At 44.0% G+C, this 22,342-nt stretch carries 20 protein-coding genes; 6 read left to right on the top strand and 14 right to left on the bottom strand.

Annotated elements, in window-relative coordinates; genetic code table 11:
- Positions 1 to 285: 285 nt before the first annotated feature.
- Positions 286 to 1,134, bottom strand: a complete 849-nt coding sequence (locus H6550_00545) for a tetratricopeptide repeat protein (protein MCB9044601.1) — start codon at positions 1,132 to 1,134, stop codon at positions 286 to 288.
- Positions 1,135 to 1,189: 55 nt separating this feature from the next.
- The gene (locus H6550_00540) at positions 1,190 to 1,507 is read right to left on the bottom strand and encodes an integration host factor subunit beta (GenBank protein MCB9044600.1); all 318 of its coding nucleotides are present in this window, start codon (positions 1,505 to 1,507) and stop codon (positions 1,190 to 1,192) included.
- A gap of 403 nt (positions 1,508 to 1,910) precedes the next feature.
- Between H6550_00540 and H6550_00535 the strand changes: the two genes are divergently transcribed.
- On the top strand, positions 1,911 to 2,906 hold the full coding sequence (locus H6550_00535) for a COX15/CtaA family protein (protein ID MCB9044599.1): 996 nt from the start codon (positions 1,911 to 1,913) through the stop codon (positions 2,904 to 2,906).
- A gap of 4 nt (positions 2,907 to 2,910) precedes the next feature.
- Here the strand turns inward: H6550_00535 and H6550_00530 are convergent, their stop codons facing one another.
- The 4 genes from H6550_00530 to H6550_00515 are packed head-to-tail and all read right to left on the bottom strand — an operon-like array spanning position 2,911 to position 6,233.
- The gene (locus H6550_00530) at positions 2,911 to 4,341 is read right to left on the bottom strand and encodes a glycosyltransferase family 39 protein (protein ID MCB9044598.1); all 1,431 of its coding nucleotides are present in this window, start codon (positions 4,339 to 4,341) and stop codon (positions 2,911 to 2,913) included.
- A gap of 54 nt (positions 4,342 to 4,395) precedes the next feature.
- The gene (locus H6550_00525; protein ID MCB9044597.1) at positions 4,396 to 5,028 is read right to left on the bottom strand and encodes a CoA pyrophosphatase; all 633 of its coding nucleotides are present in this window, start codon (positions 5,026 to 5,028) and stop codon (positions 4,396 to 4,398) included.
- The gene (locus H6550_00520; protein ID MCB9044596.1) at positions 5,029 to 5,466 is read right to left on the bottom strand and encodes a (4Fe-4S)-binding protein; all 438 of its coding nucleotides are present in this window, start codon (positions 5,464 to 5,466) and stop codon (positions 5,029 to 5,031) included.
- A gap of 47 nt (positions 5,467 to 5,513) precedes the next feature.
- Complete coding sequence (locus tag H6550_00515; GenBank protein ID MCB9044595.1) at positions 5,514 to 6,233, bottom strand: pirin family protein; 720 nt, start codon at positions 6,231 to 6,233, stop codon at positions 5,514 to 5,516.
- A 182-nt stretch (positions 6,234 to 6,415) separates the two neighbouring features.
- Here H6550_00515 and H6550_00510 point away from each other — a divergent pair, with 182 nt between their 5' ends.
- A complete protein-coding gene (locus tag H6550_00510; protein MCB9044594.1) occupies positions 6,416 to 7,159 on the top strand; it encodes a toxin-antitoxin system YwqK family antitoxin in 744 nt (247 codons plus the stop codon).
- Between the two features lie 9 nt (positions 7,160 to 7,168).
- On the top strand, positions 7,169 to 8,329 hold the full coding sequence (locus tag H6550_00505) for a sigma-54-dependent Fis family transcriptional regulator (protein MCB9044593.1): 1,161 nt from the start codon (positions 7,169 to 7,171) through the stop codon (positions 8,327 to 8,329).
- 62 nt (positions 8,330 to 8,391) lie between these two features.
- On the opposite strand, the gene dnaN is transcribed toward H6550_00505, so the two are convergent.
- The 5 genes from dnaN to H6550_00480 form a co-directional block, all read right to left on the bottom strand.
- The gene (dnaN, locus tag H6550_00500) at positions 8,392 to 9,513 is read right to left on the bottom strand and encodes a DNA polymerase III subunit beta (protein ID MCB9044592.1); all 1,122 of its coding nucleotides are present in this window, start codon (positions 9,511 to 9,513) and stop codon (positions 8,392 to 8,394) included.
- A gap of 105 nt (positions 9,514 to 9,618) precedes the next feature.
- Positions 9,619 to 10,260, bottom strand: a complete 642-nt coding sequence (locus H6550_00495; protein ID MCB9044591.1) for a hypothetical protein — start codon at positions 10,258 to 10,260, stop codon at positions 9,619 to 9,621.
- A gap of 25 nt (positions 10,261 to 10,285) precedes the next feature.
- Positions 10,286 to 12,910: an alanine--tRNA ligase gene (gene alaS, locus H6550_00490; protein ID MCB9044590.1), complete on the bottom strand. Its 2,625-nt coding sequence runs from the start codon at positions 12,908 to 12,910 to the stop codon at positions 10,286 to 10,288.
- 651 nt (positions 12,911 to 13,561) lie between these two features.
- A complete protein-coding gene (locus H6550_00485) occupies positions 13,562 to 14,167 on the bottom strand; it encodes a hypothetical protein (GenBank protein MCB9044589.1) in 606 nt (201 codons plus the stop codon).
- A gap of 64 nt (positions 14,168 to 14,231) precedes the next feature.
- The gene (locus H6550_00480) at positions 14,232 to 14,375 is read right to left on the bottom strand and encodes a hypothetical protein (GenBank protein MCB9044588.1); all 144 of its coding nucleotides are present in this window, start codon (positions 14,373 to 14,375) and stop codon (positions 14,232 to 14,234) included.
- A gap of 130 nt (positions 14,376 to 14,505) precedes the next feature.
- On the opposite strand from H6550_00480, the gene H6550_00475 reads away from it, so the two are divergent.
- Positions 14,506 to 14,796: a helix-turn-helix transcriptional regulator gene (locus H6550_00475; protein MCB9044587.1), complete on the top strand. Its 291-nt coding sequence runs from the start codon at positions 14,506 to 14,508 to the stop codon at positions 14,794 to 14,796.
- Positions 14,797 to 15,003: 207 nt separating this feature from the next.
- Entirely contained in the window at positions 15,004 to 17,763 is a 2,760-nt protein-coding gene (locus H6550_00470; GenBank protein ID MCB9044586.1) for a T9SS type A sorting domain-containing protein, read from the top strand.
- Between the two features lies 1 nt (position 17,764).
- On the opposite strand, the gene H6550_00465 is transcribed toward H6550_00470, so the two are convergent.
- From H6550_00465 to H6550_00455, 3 genes are read right to left on the bottom strand one after another with little or no spacing between them, the layout of a single operon-like run.
- Positions 17,765 to 19,045 (bottom strand): T9SS type A sorting domain-containing protein, encoded by a 1,281-nt coding sequence (locus tag H6550_00465; protein MCB9044585.1) that lies wholly within the window; start codon positions 19,043 to 19,045, stop codon positions 17,765 to 17,767.
- A gap of 51 nt (positions 19,046 to 19,096) precedes the next feature.
- A complete protein-coding gene (locus H6550_00460) occupies positions 19,097 to 20,335 on the bottom strand; it encodes a sodium:proton antiporter (protein MCB9044584.1) in 1,239 nt (412 codons plus the stop codon).
- Positions 20,336 to 20,370: 35 nt separating this feature from the next.
- Positions 20,371 to 20,808, bottom strand: coding sequence for a nucleoside deaminase (locus H6550_00455; GenBank protein ID MCB9044583.1), 438 nt, complete (start codon positions 20,806 to 20,808; stop codon positions 20,371 to 20,373).
- Between the two features lie 84 nt (positions 20,809 to 20,892).
- On the opposite strand from H6550_00455, the gene H6550_00450 reads away from it, so the two are divergent.
- The gene (locus H6550_00450; protein ID MCB9044582.1) at positions 20,893 to 22,335 is read left to right on the top strand and encodes an aminotransferase class V-fold PLP-dependent enzyme; all 1,443 of its coding nucleotides are present in this window, start codon (positions 20,893 to 20,895) and stop codon (positions 22,333 to 22,335) included.
- Positions 22,336 to 22,342 lie beyond the last annotated feature (7 nt).

Here is a 22,342-nt window from a genome sequence, read left to right as displayed (position 1 = left end):
ACGTCATGCCGGGTACAACAAGGCATGATCTTTCCAGTAACTACAATACAGAGAGGAACATTAATAACAAAACCCTACATCGTTTGCACATATATAAATTATGCGCAAACGATGTAAGGAAATGTTCAGAAGTTAAGAGGAAAACCGACGCATGGCCGATAAGCCTGAAACTTATTTCTTCTTCTTATGACGATTTTTCCTAAGACGCTTCTTACGCTTATGCGTAGCTATTTTATGTCTTTTCCTTTTTTTACCACAAGGCATAAATAAAATGTTTTTAGTTACTTAAAATGAATTTATATAATTATCTATCTCTTTGCTGAACTCCGGGTTATTCACTATCCTTTTACACTCTTCCAGCAACTCCACTGCTTTCGTCTTATTTCCTTCGCTTTTATATACTTCGGCAAGAAAATATAGTGCTTCAGTATTTTCAGGCTCCAGCTTCAACACTCTTTCAAAACGCTCCTTAGCCTTTTCCATTTGTCCTGAACGTATGGACAACTGTCCTAACATCAGGTTGGCAGGTATATGGTTGGGCTGTTCTTTGATTATTCCCAGCAACAACTGTATCCCCTGCATTGGCGCTCCTGTTCCGTCTATGTAACAGGCTGCCAGTTCCATCTTCACTGTGTCATTGTCGGGGTTCACCTTCAGAGACTGCTCGTAGGCGTCTATCGCCTGCTCTGCCGCCCATGCCCTTACCGATGGGGATTCTTCACTGCGCAACAGCTCAGAATTTAATCGGGCTGCAAAGTTGAGGCTTTTTTCTGAATTCTCCAACTTTGCTGCTTTTGTGAAATAATAAGCAGCCGCAGCAGGCTGCTTGTGCTGTTGCAGCAGTTTAGCCAGTTCCAGATCTGCTCCGGCTATGGTTTCAGTTGATGAAGAGAATTTATCCTTTTCCTCCAGCTGTTTCGCTTCTTCCCTGGCGTGTTCCGGCAGAGCTTGCATGGCTGCAGCCAATATCGAATCGGTTGAGGCTGCAGCAACAGGCCCGTGCTGTTCTGCCTGCGTGGCAGCAGCGGGTTGTTGTTGCATATCTTTTGTTGGAGGTTTGGTGTTTACACCCCAGTATAGGGCAGCAATAAGTGCAATTGCTGCTATCAGTGCTATATAATGACCTTTGCGCAAGAAATATTAATTTTTGCGCAAATTTACGAATAAGGGCTGAGAATGAGGGTCAATATTATTCGTCGTCGTGTTCGGCGCTTTCTGACAGATCATGCGTTGAAGTTTTCACAGCCTGTACAAATTCTTTTGCCGGTTTGAATGCAGGTATAAAATGCTCCGGTATTTCTACTGCTATGTTCTTCTTGATGTTCCGGCCTATTTTAGCGGCCCTTTTTTTCAGGATAAAGCTGCCAAAGCCACGAACGTAAACAGGTTCACCTTCAATAAGCGAGGTTTTCACTTCTTTGAAGAAAGCTTCAAGAGCTACAAGAATATCCACTTTGGGTATCCCTGTTTTCTCAGCTATACTGTTTACAACATCGGCTTTTCTCATAATATCTTATTTAATAAACTTGAAAAATAAATAGTTTATCTATCGTGTTTAGTGACAAAATACAAACTTATTTTCTGAATGTGCATATAAATATAAAACAATAATCGATTTTTTCATATATAGAGTGTAGTTATTAATGTATGAATTAACTAATTAAATACCAATATACTAAGAAAGAAATACCTAAAAATGCCTAATCAGTTATATATTAATATAAAAATAAATTGCACTCTGTTGGCCTCTTCAAAGCATGTACAAGGCCTATCTCGGATATTACTTGATTTAATATCTCTGTTATTAGCCCATATAAAACCCCGCTGCCGTACTTTTGCAAAGCGTAAAAAATCGGCTTGTGGACACAAAAAGAAAAGCAGTTGCATATTGGTTGCTGGCAGGTGTATTTATGATCATTGTACAGGTGTTGTTGGGGGGTATTACGCGGCTCACCGGTTCCGGTCTTTCTATCACCGAATGGAAACCCATTATGGGCGCACTGCCTCCTATGAACGACCATGACTGGCAGGAAGCTTTCGACAAGTACAAACAAATTGCGCAATTCAAGTACCTGAACAGCCATTTCGAGCTGAATGATTTCAAATTCCTTTTCTTCTGGGAGTGGTTCCACCGCCTTTGGGCCAGGATGTTGGGTGTGGTATTTGCTATTGGGTTTATTTTCTTCCTGGTAAGAGGGTATTTCAAAAAAGATATGGTTATTCCACTGGTCATTCTTTTTATACTGGGAGCTGCCCAGGGGCTGGTAGGCTGGATCATGGTAGCCAGCGGTCTGAACGATACCGACCTGTATGTCAACCACATAAAACTGGCGCTGCATTTTATCTCCGCATTAATATTATTATGCTATACGTTCTGGTTCGCACTTTCGTTATTGATACCGGATGGGCAACTGGTTCATAATATCCGGTTCCGTTCACTTACTATTATTACCATTGCAGTATTGGGGATACAGTTGGTGTATGGTGCTTTTATGGCAGGAATGAAAGCAGCTATGCGTGCCCCTACCTGGCCCGACATAAATGGCATGTATTTCCCGGACACACTGGCAACAGATAGCTGGGTGAACCATCCGCTTAATATCCATTTTGTGCACCGTATGCTTGCATATATCCTGTTCACGTTGGTGATGTTCTGGTTTGTCGCAGCAAGAAAAGCTGCGATACAATTCCGTTCTGCTTATCTGAAAAAAGTGGCGTGGTGGCCTTTCGGGTTGGTATGGTTACAGGTTTTGCTTGGTATTATCACGGTTTTGAGTGCTCCGTCTATTGTATTTGGCAAGTTCGGCACTTTCGAGATGCTGGCAGAATTACATCAGCTTGTAGCCATGTTCCTGCTTATGTCGTTGATGGTAGGTGTGTATATGGCACGCCCGTCAAAGTCATAATATCTTATTTTATTTCAGCAAGGCAATAGCCGTCAAACCGGCTTATCAACTTATAATCATTGTCGTTAAACTTGCCTGCCTGAACAAGTGCTATTTTACCCTTTAATTGTTGTAATTCAGCATCATTTTCTGTTTTGTAGAAATCAACACCCAGCCATAACAGGTACAGCACCACATCCTGGTCAGGCGTGCCCTGCACCACAATATAATCCTGACCTGACAGGTTGGTGTTATTTTTAGAGAACACATGATGCATGGTATCTGGGCGCGTATCCATATAGAGAAAATGCTTTACCAGGTTAAAACCAATTACCAACACCCACAAGTAAGCAGCAGGCTTCCATTTTTGCTGAATATACGCCATCCATTGAGCAACTATAATAGCTATCAATATCCACGCAGGTGCAAAATACCAGTCCAGCACATACTGACCGAAATTGACAATCAGTATCACCGGCACCATCAGGCAGATCAACAACAAGGTAAACCGCTGCTCCATATTATTCTCCTGATACTTCCAGTCTTTCCGAAATAACCTATACAAACCTGTGGCAACAGCTGTATAAAACAGGATATGCCACATGTTCATCCGCACCTCAATAGCATGTATAAAGAATAAGTTATCTTTTATCTCTCCGGGGTTCAGCTCTTGGGTAGTAAAACGCTTCACAGTATCGTAAAGCAGCATAGTTTCTATGCTGTTCTTGCTGCCATATACGGATGTTTCGAAGGTAGTACCGTACAGGCTAACTAATAATATCCACGAACCAGCAATGGCAAGAAAAATGACCAATGACAAGTATAAACGGTAGTCTTTCAATATGTCTGCCAACCTGCCTGTGATAAGCAGGAATACAAACATACCTGGCAGATACAACACTGATGCAGTGCCCTTTGAGTAAAAAGCCAAACCAAGAAATATAGCTACCCAATAGATCGCATACTTCTTATTTCTAAGTGCATATTCACAGAAGTAATACAAAGAACAGGTGAGAAACAATAAAAGCAAACTGTCAAAATCACCATTGCGTCCCACATGCTCTCCGATAACAGCTCTGCATGCCAATAAAATAATACTGCTGTATATAGCTACCTGTCTTGATATATTCTTTTTCACCAGTTGGTAAAACACGATAAAGAAAGCAAGAGACGCTAATACAGATGGCAATCTCAAAGAAAACTCGTTAAAGCCAAACAGGTGATATGAGATGGTGATGAGCCAGATGAGCAATGGTGGTTTCGCATTCCATGTGTCTAATGCATTTCCGTAATAATAGTTGACGTAATCATGATTGTGGTACATATACCATGCATTGGCACCGTTGCGTGCTTCATCATATTGCATCAGGTTATGGCTACCCAGTTTCCAGAATAATAAGACAGATGCCAGCAGTGTGATTAGCAGCAATGCATAATCAGGCTTGTGGGTACGCATGTACATATCTTGTTAACGCATAAAAATACCTGTTATGTTGTAACCACAAAACAATTACCTGAAATTCATTAATTCTTCCAGCTCCGCTATCATCATTGCTGTCGCCCCCCAAATAATGTGATCCTCATCCCATAAATAAGACGGAGCCTCGATTGTAATTTCCGGAAAAGCCGAAGGTGTTATATGGCGCACAGTTTTTATACCAGGGTCAAACAACTTTTTTATGGGTACTTCCATGGTGTATTGTACCTCGTCAGCACAAATATTGAGTTCAGGCTTGTTGTCGGCAAAACCTACAAACGGGAATACATTGGAGTTGCTTACCGGTATGTATAGAGAGCTGAGCGAACCAATTATCTCTATTTTATCAGCCCTGATACCAACCTCTTCATAGGTCTCTCGTAGTGCGGTTATCTGCAGGCTCTCGTCTTCGGGGTCTCTGCGCCCGCCCGGAAAACTTATCTGTCCGCTATGTGGTTTGCCGTCTTCCACCCGTTTTATCAGCAATAGGTTCAGCTCATGCTGCACAGGATATAGCAAAGCCATTACCGCGCTCTGGCGGGCGTCTTCAGGTATCTGCAATGGCAAGGCCCTTACCCGGCTGGCCATTTTGTTTTGCGCAGCAACACCCGGCAAAGGCTGTTGCAACCTTGTTTGTAAACTTTCTATCTGTTGCCTGATGTCCAACTATTCATCTTTAAATCCACACTTCCTGTGTGTGCCATCACAAAACGGTTTATTGCCCGATTGGCCGCAACGACAGAACGCAGTCACCTTTGAGTGGATGCTTTCGTTACCGTCTTTATGTTGCACTATAATATCACCATGTATCAAAAGCGGTCCATTCTTTGTCACTTCTATTTTTGCCGAAGCTGGTGTTGCCGGAATTTCTTCCCTAACCTGTTCGTTCCTGAAATAGCTCAACGCTCCCGACGGGCATTTATCTACCTGCGCAATAATTGCTTCTGTATCTGCACCAGAAATATTCACCCAGGGTTTCACCTGAGGGTTAAATACCTTTGGCAGCCCCGTCCAGCATTTTTTAGAGTGTATGCACACCCCTGGTTTCCACACCACGGTTATCTCGCCGTTGTCATATTTTTTGGTTACGCTATTCAGGTCCATGTTGCTAAGTTTATGCTACTGTAATTTAAGCAATAGTTTCTATAAGCTTACCACCGCATCGGCACTTCAAATACCAGCACGTCGCTAGTGGCATTTGCCGTTAGCTGTACAGTATCACTATCTGTTACCCCTAATGCATCTTTTTTATTCAGTAGCTGTTCTCCAGCACGTGCGCTGCCATCTATCACAAACACATATACACCGTTGGCAGCATTGTGTAACCTGTAGTCCAGTGTTTTGCCTGTTTCAATAGTCGCACGATTGATCCATGCGTCCTGGTGTATCTTCATACCAGGGTCGTCATTACCCATAGGTGATACAAGTGCCTGCCATTGATTCACACGTTCTTCTGCGGGGAAAATACGTTGGTCGTACCTGGGTTGCACATTCTTTTTATTCGGGAATATCCATGTCTGCAACAAGTTCACTTCTTTATCGCGGTTATGGTTATATTCACTGTGAAACACACCTGTGCCTGCACTCATCACCTGCACCTCGTTGGGCTGTATGGCCTGAGTATGCCCCATGCTGTCTTTATGCTCCAATGCACCGCTTAATATTATTGTGATGATCTCCATATTATCGTGCGGGTGTTTGCCAAAACCCATGCCCGGGGCAACAATGTCATCGTTTAATACTCTGAGAGCACCAAACTGTACACGAGAGGGGTCGTAGTAGCCTGCAAAGCTGAAAGAGTGATGAGCGTTGAGCCAGCCATGATCCGCATGACCACGTGTATTTGCTGCATGAAATATTGTATTTGCCATAACTATTTGTTTTTAATGATTTATATTAATGTAGATACATTAATATAAATACAAAGTTACGTCCAAAACAGGTGCACTGACAAATCGGCACGGCTATACAACCATTGATAATGTTAATACTGTCTAAGCTGTTAGGTATCAAAAAATATAAATCGCTAATTTGCCCAAAATCTGTCTGGAATATGAAAGTTAAGCATTTGCTGACGGGAGTAGTGTTAATATTCCTGTCAACAACATCTGCAAGGTCGCAGGAGCTGGATACATTAGTAAGAAAAGACCCGGGAGGATGGGAATTTTTCCAGGTGATTGTTATTGCCGATCAGCAACCTATGGTAGAAGGTTACTATTTAAAAGGGAAGAAAGAAGGTGTCTGGAATGAGTTCTGGCCGTCACGCTACCCTAAAAGCATGACTTCGTATCATAATGATAAAAAACATGGTATGCATATGGAGATCAATGCTGATGGCGGATTGTCGGTCATAGAGCATTACAAAGACGATAAGCTGCATGGCATAAAGAGGGAGTATAAACATCATGGCCCCGTATTGCTCGAAGAGCATTATATAGATGGCAAGCTGGATGGCGCTTACAAAAAGTATTACGAAACTGCGATGATACAGGAAGAAGCTGAATACAGCAAAGGCCAGCGCAGTGGCGTATCCATATGGCATTATACCAATGGCAATAAAGCAGTAGAGTATAATTATATAAAAGATAAAAAAGATGGCCCATGCACGGTATATTACGAGTCAGGTCAAAAGCTGGAATCAGGACCCTATAAAGATGATGTAAGAACAGGATTGTGGATAGAGTATCACGATAACGGGCAGATGAAGGCAAGAGGTATGTACGAAAATGATGAAAAGACAGGCCCATGGGAAGAATTTGATACAGAAGGGAACCCTCTTAAAACAATAAACTACTAATCAGGACATATGGCACAAAAGATATTGGTAATAGATGATGAAAGGGCAATACGTAACACGTTAAAAGACATCCTTTCATTCGAAGGGTTTGAGATAGATGAAGCTGCAGATGGCGCAGAGGGACTGGAGAAGATAAAGGCAAATGATTACAATTGCATACTCTGCGACGTAAAGATGCCTAAAATGGATGGCATAGAGCTGTTGGAAAAGACCAAAGAAGTGAAACCGGATGTACCCTTCGTTGTTATATCAGGCCACGGAAATATAGAGTCTGCTGTGGATGCGGTGAAGAAGGGAGCATTTGACTTTATTTCTAAACCACCTGACCTGAACAGGCTGCTGATAACCATACGCAATGCTATGGATAAGGGCTCGCTGGTAACAGAGACAAAACAATTGCGCAAACGCATATCGCGTACAAACCAGATGATAGGTAGTAGCGATGCTATGAAGCAGATACATGAGACCATAGAGAAGGTAGCTGCTACAGATGCGCGGGTGCTGATAACAGGTGCAAATGGTGTAGGTAAGGAACTGGTAGCTCGTAATATACATGAGTTAAGCCCCCGCGCCAACGGACCGCTTATAGAGGTAAACTGTGCAGCTATTCCATCTGAGCTGATAGAAAGTGAACTGTTCGGGCATGAGAAGGGCTCGTTCACATCGGCCATAAAACAACGCATTGGTAAGTTTGAACAGGCAAAAGGGGGTACGCTCTTTCTTGATGAGATAGGTGATATGAGCCTGGACGCACAGGCCAAGGTGCTGCGTGCCCTCCAGGAAAGTAAAATAACCCGTGTAGGTGGCGACAAGGAAATAAAAGTAGACGTACGCGTAATTGCTGCTACTAACAAAGACCTGATGCAGGAGGTAGAAGAAAAGAAATTCCGTCTGGACCTGTATCACCGCCTGAGTGTGATACTGATAAAGGTGCCGACGCTTAATGAACGTAGCGAGGACATACCTGAGCTGGTAGACCATTTCCTGAAAGAGATAAGCGCTGAGTATAACCAGGCGGTAAAAGAGATAGATAAAACCGCCCTGGATGCACTGCAGAAGTACAACTGGACCGGAAATATCCGCGAGCTGCGCAACGTAGTTGAACGCCTCATCATCTTTAGCGACAAGAAAATAAGCAAGAAGGACGTAGAGACGCATATACTCAGGTAGGAGCCACAAAAAAGGGATGCAGAAGCATCCCCTATGTATATATGATCTGTTGTAAGTAGTGGTTATACGCCTACCATCAGCGGCATCAGCAGCATCAGCAGGTCTTCATTTTCCACTTTTTCAGTAGGGCGAACGATACCGGCGCGTGTTGGAGTACTCAGGTCCATCTGTATCTCGTCGCCTTCCATGTTGCCCAGCATCTCGGTCATCAGCTTGGCATTAAAAGCTATCTTCATATCCTCGCCTGTATAAGAACAGGTAAGTGTTTCTTTACCTTCGTAAGAGAAATCTATATCTTGAGCGCTGAGTGTAAGTGCGTTTCCGTTAATGTCTAAAACCACCTGGTTGGTTGTTTTATTGGCAAATATACCAACACGTTTCAGCGCACTGATAAAATCGTTCCTGTTAATGTTCAGCTTATACGGATTGTCTGTAGGTACTACTGCTTTATAGTCAGGGAAGCGTGCGTCTATCAGGCGGCAACTCATGCTCATCTTTTCACTCTTGATAAACAGGTGGCTGCCATTGTATGACAGTTCCAGTTGTGTATCATCTGCAGGTAGCGTAGAACGCAGTTGTTGCAGCGGCTTTTTAGGCACGATGATACCCTCATCTTTCGGGCAGCTGATGTCAGTACGGCTGAGCTTTACAAGCCTGTGCGCATCGGTAGATACAAACGTCAGTGCACCTTTGCCCATTTCGAAGTATACTCCTGTCATGGCCGGGCGTAATGTATCATTACTTACTGCAAATAGAGTCTTGTTGATACTTTCAATAACCGCTATTGAAGAGATGTTGAAAGTAGTAGCATTGCCGGGAGCGGGCTCTTTAGGGAAATCATCTGCCTTTTCGCCTCCTATCTTGTATTTACCTACGTCACTGGACATTTCGATAGACAGGTCCTTGTCGTTCACATTGAATGTAATAGGCTGCTCAGGCAGGTTCTTAAGGTATTCTGTAAGTATTTTTGAAGGTATGCATATGCGTCCTTCACCCTGTGCATCGCTTACATCCATTTGTACGCGCATCATCGTCTCCAGGTCGGTGGCCGTCAGGGTCAGTGTATTGCCCTTCAACTCAAACAAAAAGTCTTCTAAAACCGACAAAACGGTATTGGAACTGATAACCCCGCTTATCTGCGAAAGGTTTTTCAGTAAAGCGGAGGATGTAACAATAAATCGCATTTATATAAATAGTTTTACTCCAAACAAAGATAATTGTTTAAAGACAGCCTTTAAGCCCCTGTGGATATTCTGCCATATGCTGTGGATAATGCTTTTTGACCGGCCTCAGCTCTTAGTACGGTGCAGTACAACGGTGATCTTTATGGTTCCGTCGTTGTTGCGGTAATTGCGTGCAGGGCCTATCAGGCAGTCTGCAAAACCAACTATCAGGGTAGTAGCCTCCCGCCTGACGAGTATGCGTTGGGTAGCTCCGTCTTTATTCTTACCATCCCCTATAAAAAAGGGTTGGTCGAACGAAGGGTAGAGCTCTTCGTAGTTCTCTTTTTCTGTATAGTCAATTGCCGGGAAGGGAGGTTCCAACAGCGAATAATCGCTGATTATCACCCCGGTAAGGAACATGACCTTTTTGTTGTGCTTGATACCCGACAGTCCCCCAAGTTCCTGCACATCTGTTTTTTCACCATAAGCGCCGCCATCTGCGCCAAAATAAGTTCCCTCGCGTTCATTGAAACAGGTGACAGTTCCTTCGGCATTTTCAAATGTGATCATCTTAACACCACGAATATCAATTACTACGGGCGGAATGCCTGCCCCCCCTGGAATAATACTGGTATCCCGTACCTGGCTGAAATAGAGATTGGCCTGTGCAGATACCTCAATATCTATCTTCTCCAGCTCCTCCTGCGCCTTAACGTCAGGGATAGAGAGCAGCATAAAAAGCGATATGAAGGCCAAGGTCGGGTTCATGACAATAAATATAATCAATTGCCTGTTATGACAACAATGCTTTTACTGCACTTATCACATCTTTCAGCGCAGCAGTATTTTGCCCACCGGCAGTAGCCAGAGTTTTCTGTCCGCCGCCGCCACCTTTGATGAGCGGTGCCACCTGTTGCTTGATCATAGCATTGGCATCCAACCCTTTGGCTGCAGCTACAGTATCATCCACGCCTATGGCCACAAATGCTTTGCCACCGATGTTGCTGCACAGCACCACCACGTGATCATTCACATGGTGCTTGATGTCGAAACATAATTTCTTCAATGCATCAGGAGAAGGTACTTCTACTATATCAGCTACAAAGTTCACATCGCCTACTACCTCGTCTTTCTGCAGCACCTCGTTGCGCACGGCAACCAGTTGGCGTGCTTCCAGCATCTCTGTATGTTTCTCCAGTTGTGCTTTCTCTTCCTGTAGTTTCTCTACTGCCTTGAGTGGGTCTTTACTGTTCTTCAGCACTTCTTTCAGGTTGTGCAGCAGTGCCAGCCCTTCATTAATGTATTCTTCAGTAGCTTTACCGCTTACCGCTTCTATCCTTCGTACACCAGCCGCTACCGCGCTCTCGTGCTTTATTTTGAACATGCCCAGTTGGCCCGTAGCACCTACGTGTGTGCCGCCGCAAAGTTCAATAGAGTAGGTCGGGTCTATAGTGACAACACGCACCGTGTCGCCATACTTTTCGCCAAACAGCGCCATGGCGCCCAGCTTTACCGCTTCGTCCTTAGGCATTTCTCTTATCACTACCGGTACGTTCTCCCTTATCTTCTCATTCACCATGGCCTCTATCTGAGCTATCTCTTCGTCCGTCACTTTTGCAAAGTGTGAGAAGTCGAAACGCAGGTGCTCTTCGTTTACCAGCGAGCCTTTTTGTGCTACGTGTGTGCCCAGTACACTACGCAGTGCTGCATGCAACAAGTGGGTAGCGCTGTGGTGTATCTCGGTAGAACGCCTGGTGCTAACATTCACTTTCGCCAGTACCTCGCCTTCAAGACTGGCAGGTATTTTTTGTGCAAAGTGTATGATGAGGTCGTTCTCCTTCTTGGTATCGGTGATGTATATCTTTTCGCTGCCTATCTGTAGTTCGCCCCTGTCGCCTACCTGGCCACCACTTTCTGCATAGAAAGGTGTGGTGTCCAGTACCAACTGGTATGACTCCTTGCCTTTTGCTGTTACCTTACGGTAGCGCAGCACTTGTGCTTTTGCCTCCAGGCTGTCGTAACCTACAAAGTTCACATGTGTGCCTTCGTTTACTACTACCCAGTCCTGCGTATCTAAAGCCGTAGCAGCACGGCTGCGGTCTTTCTGTTGTTGTAGTGCTGCTTCAAAACCTTTTATGTCTACCGTCCAGCCTTTTTCTTTGGCTATCAGTTCTGTCAGGTCTATCGGGAAGCCGAAAGTATCGTTCAGTTCAAATGCCACCTCGCCGGGTATCACTTTTTCTTTATTATCCGAAGTCGTTATCTCATCTACTTTTTTCAGTCCTTTGTCCAGCGTCCTCAGGAAGGCGTCTTCTTCTTCTTTCACCACTTTGGTCACCAGGTCCAGCTGCTGGTGCAGCTCTGGGAATACCCCTTCGAACTGACTCGCCAGCCCTGCCATCAGGTGGTTGAGCAGTGGTTGTTTATAGTCCAGGTAAGAGTAGTAATACCTTACCGCCCTGCGCAATATGCGGCGTATCACATAACCTGCACCTGTATTGGAAGGCAACTGCCCATCGGCAATGGTAAATGCGATAGCGCGTATATGGTCGGCAATAACACGGAAGGCTATATCTTCTTTGCTGTCCGTATTGTGGTATTTCTTGCCGGTTATCTTTTCTACCTCAGCAATAGTGCCTGTAAACAGGTCGGTATCGTAGTTGCTGTGATTGTCCTGCAGCACGCGTACCAGGCGCTCAAGGCCCATGCCCGTGTCTACGTGTTTAGCAGGTAAGGGTTGCAGGCTGCCGTCTTTCAGGCGGTTGAACTCCATGAACACGTTGTTCCATATCTCTATCACCTGCGGGTGGTCGGCATTTACCAGTGTTTTACCGTCAACCTGCTTGCGCTCTTCGTCGGTGCGGCAGTCTACATGTATCTCGCTGCATGGGCCGCAAGGTCCGGTATCGCCCATCTCCCAGAAGTTGTCCTTCTTGTTGCCCATCAGTATCCTGTCCTCGGCTATCCATTTCTTCCAGAAGTTATAAGCGTCCTCATCTTTGGGCAGGTTGTCTCCGGCATCACCTTCAAACACCGTCACATACAGCCTGTCCTTATCTATTTTGTACACTTCGGTCAGCAGTTCCCAGCTCCAGGCAATAGCTTCTTCTTTAAAATAATCGCCAAAGCTCCAGTTACCCAGCATCTCGAACATAGTGTGATGGTAGGTATCTACTCCCACTTCTTCCAGGTCGTTGTGTTTACCGCTTACGCGCAGGCATTTCTGCGTATCTGCCACCCGCGGGTTGGGGGCGGGTTTGTTGCCGAGAAAGTAGTCTTTGAACTGGTTCATACCTGCGTTGATGAACAGGAGGGTAGGGTCGTTCTTTACAACTATGGGCGACGAGGGCACGATAGTGTGTCCCTTTTCCCTGAAAAAGTCTAAAAACTGTTGTCTTATCTCGTTAGCGGTCAACATATATAATTATTACACTTAAGGCTGCAAAGCTAATTAAAAGGTTAATTGGTTAAAGGGTTAATCGGGTAAAAGGTTGACCTGTCGACCTGATTTCCCGGATTATACATTACAACCGGTTATAATTGTTAAGTAATGTTAAGTGTTGTTACAGATTTTTTTGTCGCAGCATTTTCTTAAATGTTTGACTTTCAATGTGTTGTTGATAAGGTGATTGTCGCGTCGTTTGATAGCGGTATTGATAATAATATATAAGTCGTCAGGCGATTCATGGCAATATGTCAAAGAGCGGATTTTGGACGTATTAACCTGTGCCGATTTTATCAGGATGGTTTTTATTATTCTATACAAATTTTATGACATCGTTTATTTGCAGAAATCCTGCAAACACGCCCTTATTTATTATAGCAAATATACTTTATTTACGCAATAATATAAAACATTATTGTACATCAAAATCCGGGAGTAATATGATGTAAGAAAAGTTTCCGCAATCCTGATAAGCCTGTTGTTTCAGGCTGGAGATAATAAAAGGAATAGTGGGAGGTATGTTACAATATCTGTACAGATATACGTATTTGTATTAACGAAATTTATTGTAACATTTTTACTAAACCGGTCAGCTGTGATTTGAGTATGACTACAGCTAATGAATCATTTGGGAAATTCATGAAAGTAATAGATCCGGGGGCTGATTTCATCATACATCCCCATAGGATTCTTCTCGTCAAACTCCCGTAATATCAAACTATCCCTTGTCACAGTACCACTGAACCGGGTCTTAAAAAAGTCGTGTGTTGATACATAGAATATGATGTGGTTCTCATCCTGGCATTCAATATCATGTATTTTGTGGACGTCTTTTAAAATACTACTATCAAGATTATTCCTCCTTTTATAAATTTGCATCAAAATGCGTCTGTGTACATTGCTATCTTTACATTGTGTGACTATCGAAGTACCTGTGCTGTCATTAAAAAAAGCGATGTAATTTAAAAAGGGCCCGCCTGTAAATATCACACTATCTGGGTAACAGGAGGGCCTTTTATCTGAAGAATCCAATAACACTCCTACTTCATCACGTACAATTTTTTTTAATGCCAGCCATTCTTCGCGGGAGTTAGGTACGATTTTAAATGTGTCATCAAGGTTGGTAGTATATAAGTAATAACCATCAACTCTTATTTTTTGTTTGCAATCTTTATCGTCAACAAATGCCAATAATGGCAGTGTAATTAGAATAATTATTAGAAGTCTCATTTATGTGAGTTTAAAAGTCATATCCTTTCTTGCTAAGATAAGGATATGACTTTGCAATCAATATTTAGTCATTTAAATAACTCAATTGTTCAGATGAAAACTCATTGCCGGCAACACAAATAAGAGGAACGCTGCCAGCATTTAATGCTGCTTCAAGTTGTGTTATCACATCAGCTTCTTCTTCAGGTGTAGGAGGCGCTGCATACATACCTAAATTTTGGACCAAGTGGTTAGTAACATTGTCGTCAGTGTCATAAGAATGTTACGAAACGGTGTCCGTGGATACCTTACAAAAGACATTGATCCTGACAAGTTAGTTATTGCAGTAGAGCATGTACATGAACACGGCTTTTTATCACCAGGAGATTGATGCAGTAGTACTGTCAAAGGCTATGCAGGTACAGTTGGGTGTTCTGCCTGAACTTACTGGTTCAGAATTAGAATTTCTGTCGTTATGCTGCAGCGATTTGCACTATAGAGAAATTGCGCCCAAAATGAATGTCAGTGAAAGAACAATAGATAGTTACCGTGATAGTTTGTTTAAAAAATTGCAAGTAAAAAGCAGACCGGGTCTAGTTACCTTTGCTATGCTAACAGGGTTGGGGCCAAAGAGCCAGAAAAACGTTTAAATTGAATACTATATGAGAAGAGCAGCATGAATATCAAGCCGCTCTTTTTTTCTGTATTATTTTACATGTGTTTCCAAAACACCTCTCTTTATAGTGTTTTTAAAATAATACACGCAATTGCACCTATCAATATTAACCACCGGCAATATCGCAGAAAAATTGAGTAAATAGCTTATATTTACAATACCAGAAAAAGCCTGGAAACAAATGAAGCACCTATACTTTATTCTTGCAGTATGCATATTGCTGCCGTTCTGCGTGCAAGGTCAGCAGAATCACGTACCAAATGGCAGCTTTGAATATTATATTACATGTCCGACCTCATCTTCGCAGGTAACATCACATTGTCAATATTGGCGTGCCTATACTAATTCAACACCCGACTATATGCATGGATGTAACACAGGCAACTTTGTTGGTGTTCCTAACAACAGTGGGGGTTATCAGCCTGCTGCACAAGGTATAGGGTACATCGGGTTTGCCCCTCATGCAAATGTTGCCCATTTTGAATATATCGCAACTCCAATTACACCTTTACAGCCCGGAGTAGTGTACGAGGTGTCTATATCGGTAAACAGGGCTGATGTCTCGGGATGCGCCAGCGACAATATAGGGGTGTTCTTTTATGACAGTGCAGCCTATACATTAAATACAACATCTTTTCTCACAATAAGTCCACAGGTTCATTATGGCAGTTATGGAATAATATATGATACTGTAAATTGGGTAAGATTGACCGCTACATTCCAGGCCGATTCTGCTTATGACAATATTGTCATTGGTGGATTTAATAATGCGCAATCGACATACAATATTGATACTACTAAAAGCACGAATTTTTATTCTTACTATTATATTGATTCTGTTGTCATAAAAATAAAAGACTCCTTTACTTTAAGTACCAGTGACAGTATATTGTGCGCACTGGATACTTTTCATGTCAGTTATCATGCCCCCGCCCACTTTAGTTCCAACAATGTTTTTACCGTACAGTTGTCTGACAAAACAGGTAGTTTCAGCTCCCCTGTTAATATTGGCAGCAGGGCATCTGATACATCGGGAACCATCACCTGTACGGTTCCATCCAATGTGTCAAATGGTACGGGTTACAAATTACGGGTAGTAGCTTCCAACCAGGCAGATACGACTGAAAACATCAGCCCGAACTTACGGATAGGGAACCCGGATAGCACTGTCATCACAGCAACGGGTAATACCCCTTTATGTGCAGGCAACGTGATACAGTTTCAGACGAGCTCAAGTATCTCTCCTACAACTTACCAGTGGACAGGGCCTAACGGGTTCAACTCAACCCTTGCCAATCCATACATAAACGGTGCCGCTCCTGTACACAATGGTAACTATTATGTCACTGCCCATTTTTACGGCTGTAATGTGAAAGACACTATTACGGTTGTGGTAAAACCACTACCGGTGAAACCTGACGCCAATAGTAATACACCCTTATGCGCGGGCGCCGGCTTACAATTAACAGCAACGGGTTCGTCGAATGCTACCTATAGCTGGACAGGCCCTAACAGTTTTAGTTCAGCCAGTCAGAACCCTGCGATAAGTAATACTACAACCGCTATGAGTGGTGATTATATTGTTACCATTGACTCAAATGGCTGCCTGAATAAAGACACTGTGACAGTGTTGATAAAACCCTTGCCCACTCCTGTCACCGCATCGAGCAACACACCGGTATGTGCAGGCGATACCTTGAAGGTATTTTCAACGGCATCTTCAACCGGAGCCACCTATACATGGATAGGCCCCGGCAGTTATAGTGCCAATACTCAAAACAGCAGCAGGGCAAATGCGGCAAGCAATATGACGGGCTGGTATAAGATAACAGTGACGCTGAATGGCTGTACTACGCTTGACAGTACTTACGCAACTGTTACCGCTATACCGTCAGCACCTTCTATTACATTCAATAATCCTTTGTGTACAGGAGAAACGCTGCACCTGCAGGCGAGCAGTGTAAGCGGGGCTACCTATAGCTGGACAGGCCCGGGTAGTTTTACCGCAGCCGTACAAAACCCTGATCGTAATGCCATGCAGTTTGGCGATACGGGTACTTATAAGGCAACCGCAACCGTAAATGGTTGTGTTTCGCCTGAAGGTAGCATTACGGTACATATCAATCCGGTACCATTCGTAGTGATACTGGCCAACCCGGCAGATAGTATTTGCCAGGGCGACCCTGTAGTGTTCACCGCACTGCCTAACAACTATGGCGGCACACCCAATTACCAGTGGAAGGTAAATGCACAAAGCAAAGGTACAGGCAGCACCTTCAATACAAGTACACTCAATAATGGAGATGTGATCCTCTGCGAGATGACAGAGCATACCAAATGCAGTGCACCGTACAAAGATGAAAGTAATGATATCACCATGACCGTGCTACCCTGGCTGGCACCATCGGTTACTATTTCTGCTAATCCTACACATCCACTGGATGAATACGAGTATGTCACTTTTACAGCAGTGACGACCAATGCAGGTAATAACCCGCAGTACCAATGGAAACGTAATGGTAAGGACGTACTGGGCGCTAAAAGCTATAAATGGAGTGCCAATACCCTGAGCGATAATGATAGTATCAGCGTAGAAATTATCAGCGATTACAAATGCCCGCAACCAACTAATGCAGTGAGCAATTATGTAAGGGTGAAGATGACAGGCGTAAAAGATATAGCAGGCATTGGCAACGTTGTTCTTTATCCTAATCCTAATAACGGAAAGTTTGTTATTGAGATAAATGGTTTAACAAGCAGGAGTATTGATATAGAAGTGGTCAACACATTGGGACAGGTGGTATACATGGATAATGTTCAAGCTGTAAACGGAACGATACATCAGGAAGCGGATCTGCATAATGCGGTTCCCGGTGTATACCTTTTGAGGCTGAAGGATGATAACGGGTATATGACAACCATAAGGTTCCGGGTAGAATAAATTACCTGATATGTATCTTCTGTACGGCTCTGCCACTGTTGTCAGTTTGCACAAACAGCAGGTATAGCCCGGGTTGCTGCCCGGTAATATCTACGTTGTAATGCCTTGTGGCAGCACTTACATGATCTGAGTATACTTCTCTTCCGGTTACATCAGTTATGGTTATAGAACAATACTCGCCTGCATCCGCTCCCAGGTCAAAACCAAAACTACCATTGTTTGGGTTAGGATATACATTGTACACAGCAGTTGCTGCTATATCATTAATGCCAACTAATCCCGTAGCTACCAGGTTGCCATAGTCCCACAAAGTGATCCTGGAAGTATGGTTCAATCCTGCCATCATACGTGTTACCTGTCCTTTGGTAAACATCTTATAGCAGTTAGTATTATAGTCCATGTAGTTCTCGGCGTTCACCAGGTCGTTATTACAGTTCAGCGGTGCGTTGGCAGTAGCGCTGCTGTGGCATCCCTGTGCAGTAGTGCAGGGTGGTGTATCCGAAACATTATCGTTGGGAGTGGTGCATCCACCCTCGAAAGTGTGTTGAAGGTTAAAATAATGTGCAAATTCGTGCGTAAGTACAGAGGCGAATTCAGGATTGGCCGTGTTGTTGGTTGCCAGGTATCTTCCATTGTATATGATGCGCGAGAAGCCGCTGTCATTCATTTGATTATTAGGATAAAATGAATATCCCGAGTTGTTCGTGATACCGTCGCCATACAGGTCTTCCATCACAAAAACATTCAGGTACTTGTAGTTGTCCCAAGATTCCTGCGCTATCTCAGCATTATGTTTGGTTAAGCTGGCATAGCCTGTTTTTACCGGGTAGTAAAGAACACCGGTTGTAGGATTGCCCGAAGGATCAAGCTTGGCCAGTACGAATTTAATATCCAATGTACTGCGCAGTGCTTTGAATTGGTTATGTACGGTTCCGTAATCAGAATTTTTGCCGTTGAAGTCATCGTTCACACCATCCAGCGCCAGTTGTATGAGTGCATCGGTAATTGGATAACCGCCTTGTGTACTTCCGTATACATGAAATACGCAGGGTATGGTATAAGTAGGGTTGGCGGTTGATTTGGCTTGTTGTTGAGTGAACTGTTGCGTGAATATTTCTAATGCTTCCGCTTCTGCTTTGGCCGAAGGGTAGGCATCATATAAAGCCTTCATACCCTCGGCGGTACCACATATCTTTCCCGTTTGTGGTTCGTTGCCTTGTGCATATGAACTTTGTGCTGAAAGGCATAACAGGGCAGTTGTTATGAACAGGACTGTACGCATAGCGAAGTGTTTGTATATAAAAATACTAAAAACTACCGAGCTTAACAGTACTCAGGAAACTTTGAGCCTTTTGGCCAGTTTGCCGATGGTAAGGCCCTGCACTACAATTGAAAAAATGACGATGATGTAGGTGAGCGATACAAACTCATCACGATGCATATTGGTAGGCAGAGAAAGGGCCAGTGCAACGGAGATACCACCGCGTAGCCCGCCCCATGTAAGCATGGCTATGGCATGCCTTTCAAACTTAACCCACCTTTTCAGGAATACTACGGGTAGCACAACTGATATCCACCTGGCCAGCAGTACGATGGCCACGGCTATCAGGCCCAGCATAAGCATGGTATTATCTATTTCAAGCACCAGCATCTCAAAACCTATCAGCAGGAACAGTATCGCATTGAGTACCTCGTCAATCAGCTCCCAGAACTTGTCGATATAATCGCGGGTTATGGCCGACATACCCAGCTCCTTTCCCTGGTTGCCGGTAATGATGCCTGCTACTACCATGGCCAGCGGGCCGGAAACATGCAGTGCGTTAGCCAGAGTGTAGCCACCCATTACAATGGCCAGTGTTATCAATACTTCTACCTGGTAGTTATCAACAGCCCGCAAAAAAAGAAAGCCGACAAAACCCAGCACAGCACCATACAGGATACCTCCACCGGCCTCTTGCAGAAAGGCACTGGCAATATCACTTCCCGAAACATTTTCTACACCCAGGTGAGCGATCTCTAACAATGATAGAAATACCACAACGCCCACACCATCGTTGAACAATGACTCGCCCGTTATCTTCATCTCCAGCGACCCGGGTATCTTGGCCTGTTTCAGGATGCCGAGTACGGCTATCGGGTCGGTGGGTGAAATAAGTGCGCCGAAAAGCAGGCAGTATATCATATCAATGGGATTGCCAAACATCCAGAATACCAGGTACAGCAGCCCGCCTACCACAAAGGTGGATAAAAGTGTGCCCACCGTGGCAAGGGTAAATACGGGCAACCCTTGTTCCTTCAGTTTGGATATATTGATATGAATAGCCCCTGCGAACAACAGAAAGCTCAGCATCATATTGATGAGCAACTCATAAAAATCGAGGTCTTTAACCACGTCGGTAATAGAGTGAAACATATGTGGCACGTACTTGCCTATCACTACCAGTATCAAAGAGCTGATGAGCGACAAAGCCATAATGCCTATGGTTGCCGGCAGCTTTATAAACTTATGATTGATAAAGGCGAAAATTGCCGCAATGGATACTATTATAGTTATGATGGTATATAAATGCATGTGGGGTAAAAATAGTTAAAAGGAATGAATGGCTTCTATTTGCCTATGTCCTCGTTCCATAGTTCCGGCCTATTCTGTATGAACTCAGTCATGATATGCGCACATTCATGGTCATTCATAACAGCTACATCAACACCTCTTTGTTTCAGCAGTTCTTCCTCACCCATAAAGGTCTCATGTTCACCAATGACTACCTTAGGTATGCCATACAGTATGATAGCACCTGTACACATAGCACAGGGTGATAGTGTTGTGTACAAAGTACATTCTTTGTATACATGTGCGGTTTGCCTGCCTGCATTCTCCAGTGCGTCCATTTCGGCATGCAGTATAGCGCTGCCGTTCTGTACCCGTCGGTTGTGCCCCCGGCCGATTATTACACCATTGTGAACAATGACCGAACCGATGGGAATACCTCCTTCCTGTAATCCTTTTTTAGCCTCTTCAATTGCTGCCTGTAGAAATTCGTCCATATGTAACAGTGTTAGTTGATGCACCGCAACAAGTGCATAATGCAAATTAATACTTATTCCCTGTTTCGCTACATTTGTTGCCTTATGAGCAATGAACTGGTCAGCCGGATAAAAGAGCTGGAAGAAAAAAGCAATGTTTTAGACCCCGATACAACTGCAAGAAAAGAAGTAACTGCAGAGGTGCAACAATATGCTGAAGCTTTCCTTGGCAGGTTGGCGGACGCGCACACTTTTATACAAGATGGTTATGATGATGACACTTTGAGTGCAACGGACTTCTCCGCTCCCAATGATATAAGTAGTATCGTTAACCTGTTGCAGCAACATATGGAAGACCCGGGCATCAATACCGCACATGGCGGACACCTGGGTTATATACCGGGCGGTGGGTTGTACGCGGCAGCCCTTGGCGATTACCTGGCGGACGTGACCAATAAATATGCGGGTGTGTTCTATGCATCGCCGGGTGCAGTGCGTATTGAGAATGCGCTGATTGAATGGAGTGGCAGGCTGGTAGGTTATGAAAAAGGTTTCGGGGGCAATATTACATCAGGAGGTAGCATTGCTAACCTGGTAGCGGTGACAACTGCAAGGGATGCTAAGAACTTAAAAGCGCGCGATTTTGAGCGTACAGTTATTTATACTACATCGCAGGCACATCATTGTGTTGATAAGGCTATCATCATTGCGGGACTACGTGAATGCATTGTGCGAAAGATCGCTATGGACGACCAGTACCGCATGGATGTGAACGCATTTGAAAAACAGGTTGCGGTAGATATAAAAGCAGGCTTGCTGCCATTTATGGTGATTGCCAATGCTGGCAGTACAGACGTAGGTGCCATCGACCCGTTACGTAGCATAAGCGAAGTAGCGCAGAGGTATGATATGTGGATGCATGTAGACGCTGCTTATGGTGGTTACTTTTTATTACTGGATGATTATCGACCTAAGTTTGACGGTATAGAACTGGCAGACTCAATAGTGATGGACCCGCACAAAGGTATGTTCCTGCCGTACGGTACGGGTATCGTGCTGGTGAAACAATTACATCATTTGCAGAATGCCTTTGCCTACGAAGCCAACTATATGCAGGACACGGTCCATTCTACTGAGGTAATATCACCCGCAGATATTTCACCTGAACTGAGTAAACATTTTCGTGGTATGCGCATGTGGCTGCCATTAAAATTATATGGAGAGCAGGCTTTTAAAGATTGCCTGAGGGAGAAGATATTGCTCACTACCTATTTTACAGAACAGGTAAAAGCGCTCGGTTTCGAGATTGCCTGCCCGGCCGAGTTGTCAGTAGTAACATATCGTTACGTGCCACCTACCGGAGATGCTAATGATTTTAATAAAAGCCTGGTAGAGGCTATGCATAAAGATGGAGATATATTTATCTCGTCTACTATGCTGAATGGGCAATATGTGTTGCGTTTCGCTTGTCTGTCCTTCCGCACACACCTGCATCATGTAGACAGGTTGCTGGATATGCTGGAGCGGCATAAAGATAGTTTGCTGTAATGCGCAA

The sequence above is a fragment of the Chitinophagales bacterium genome (genome assembly GCA_020636495.1).
Taxonomy (GTDB): Bacteria; Bacteroidota; Bacteroidia; order Chitinophagales; family Chitinophagaceae; genus UBA5543.
The sequence above is the reverse complement of the archived record's forward strand: the minus strand, read 5'-3'. Positions and strand labels throughout refer to the sequence as shown.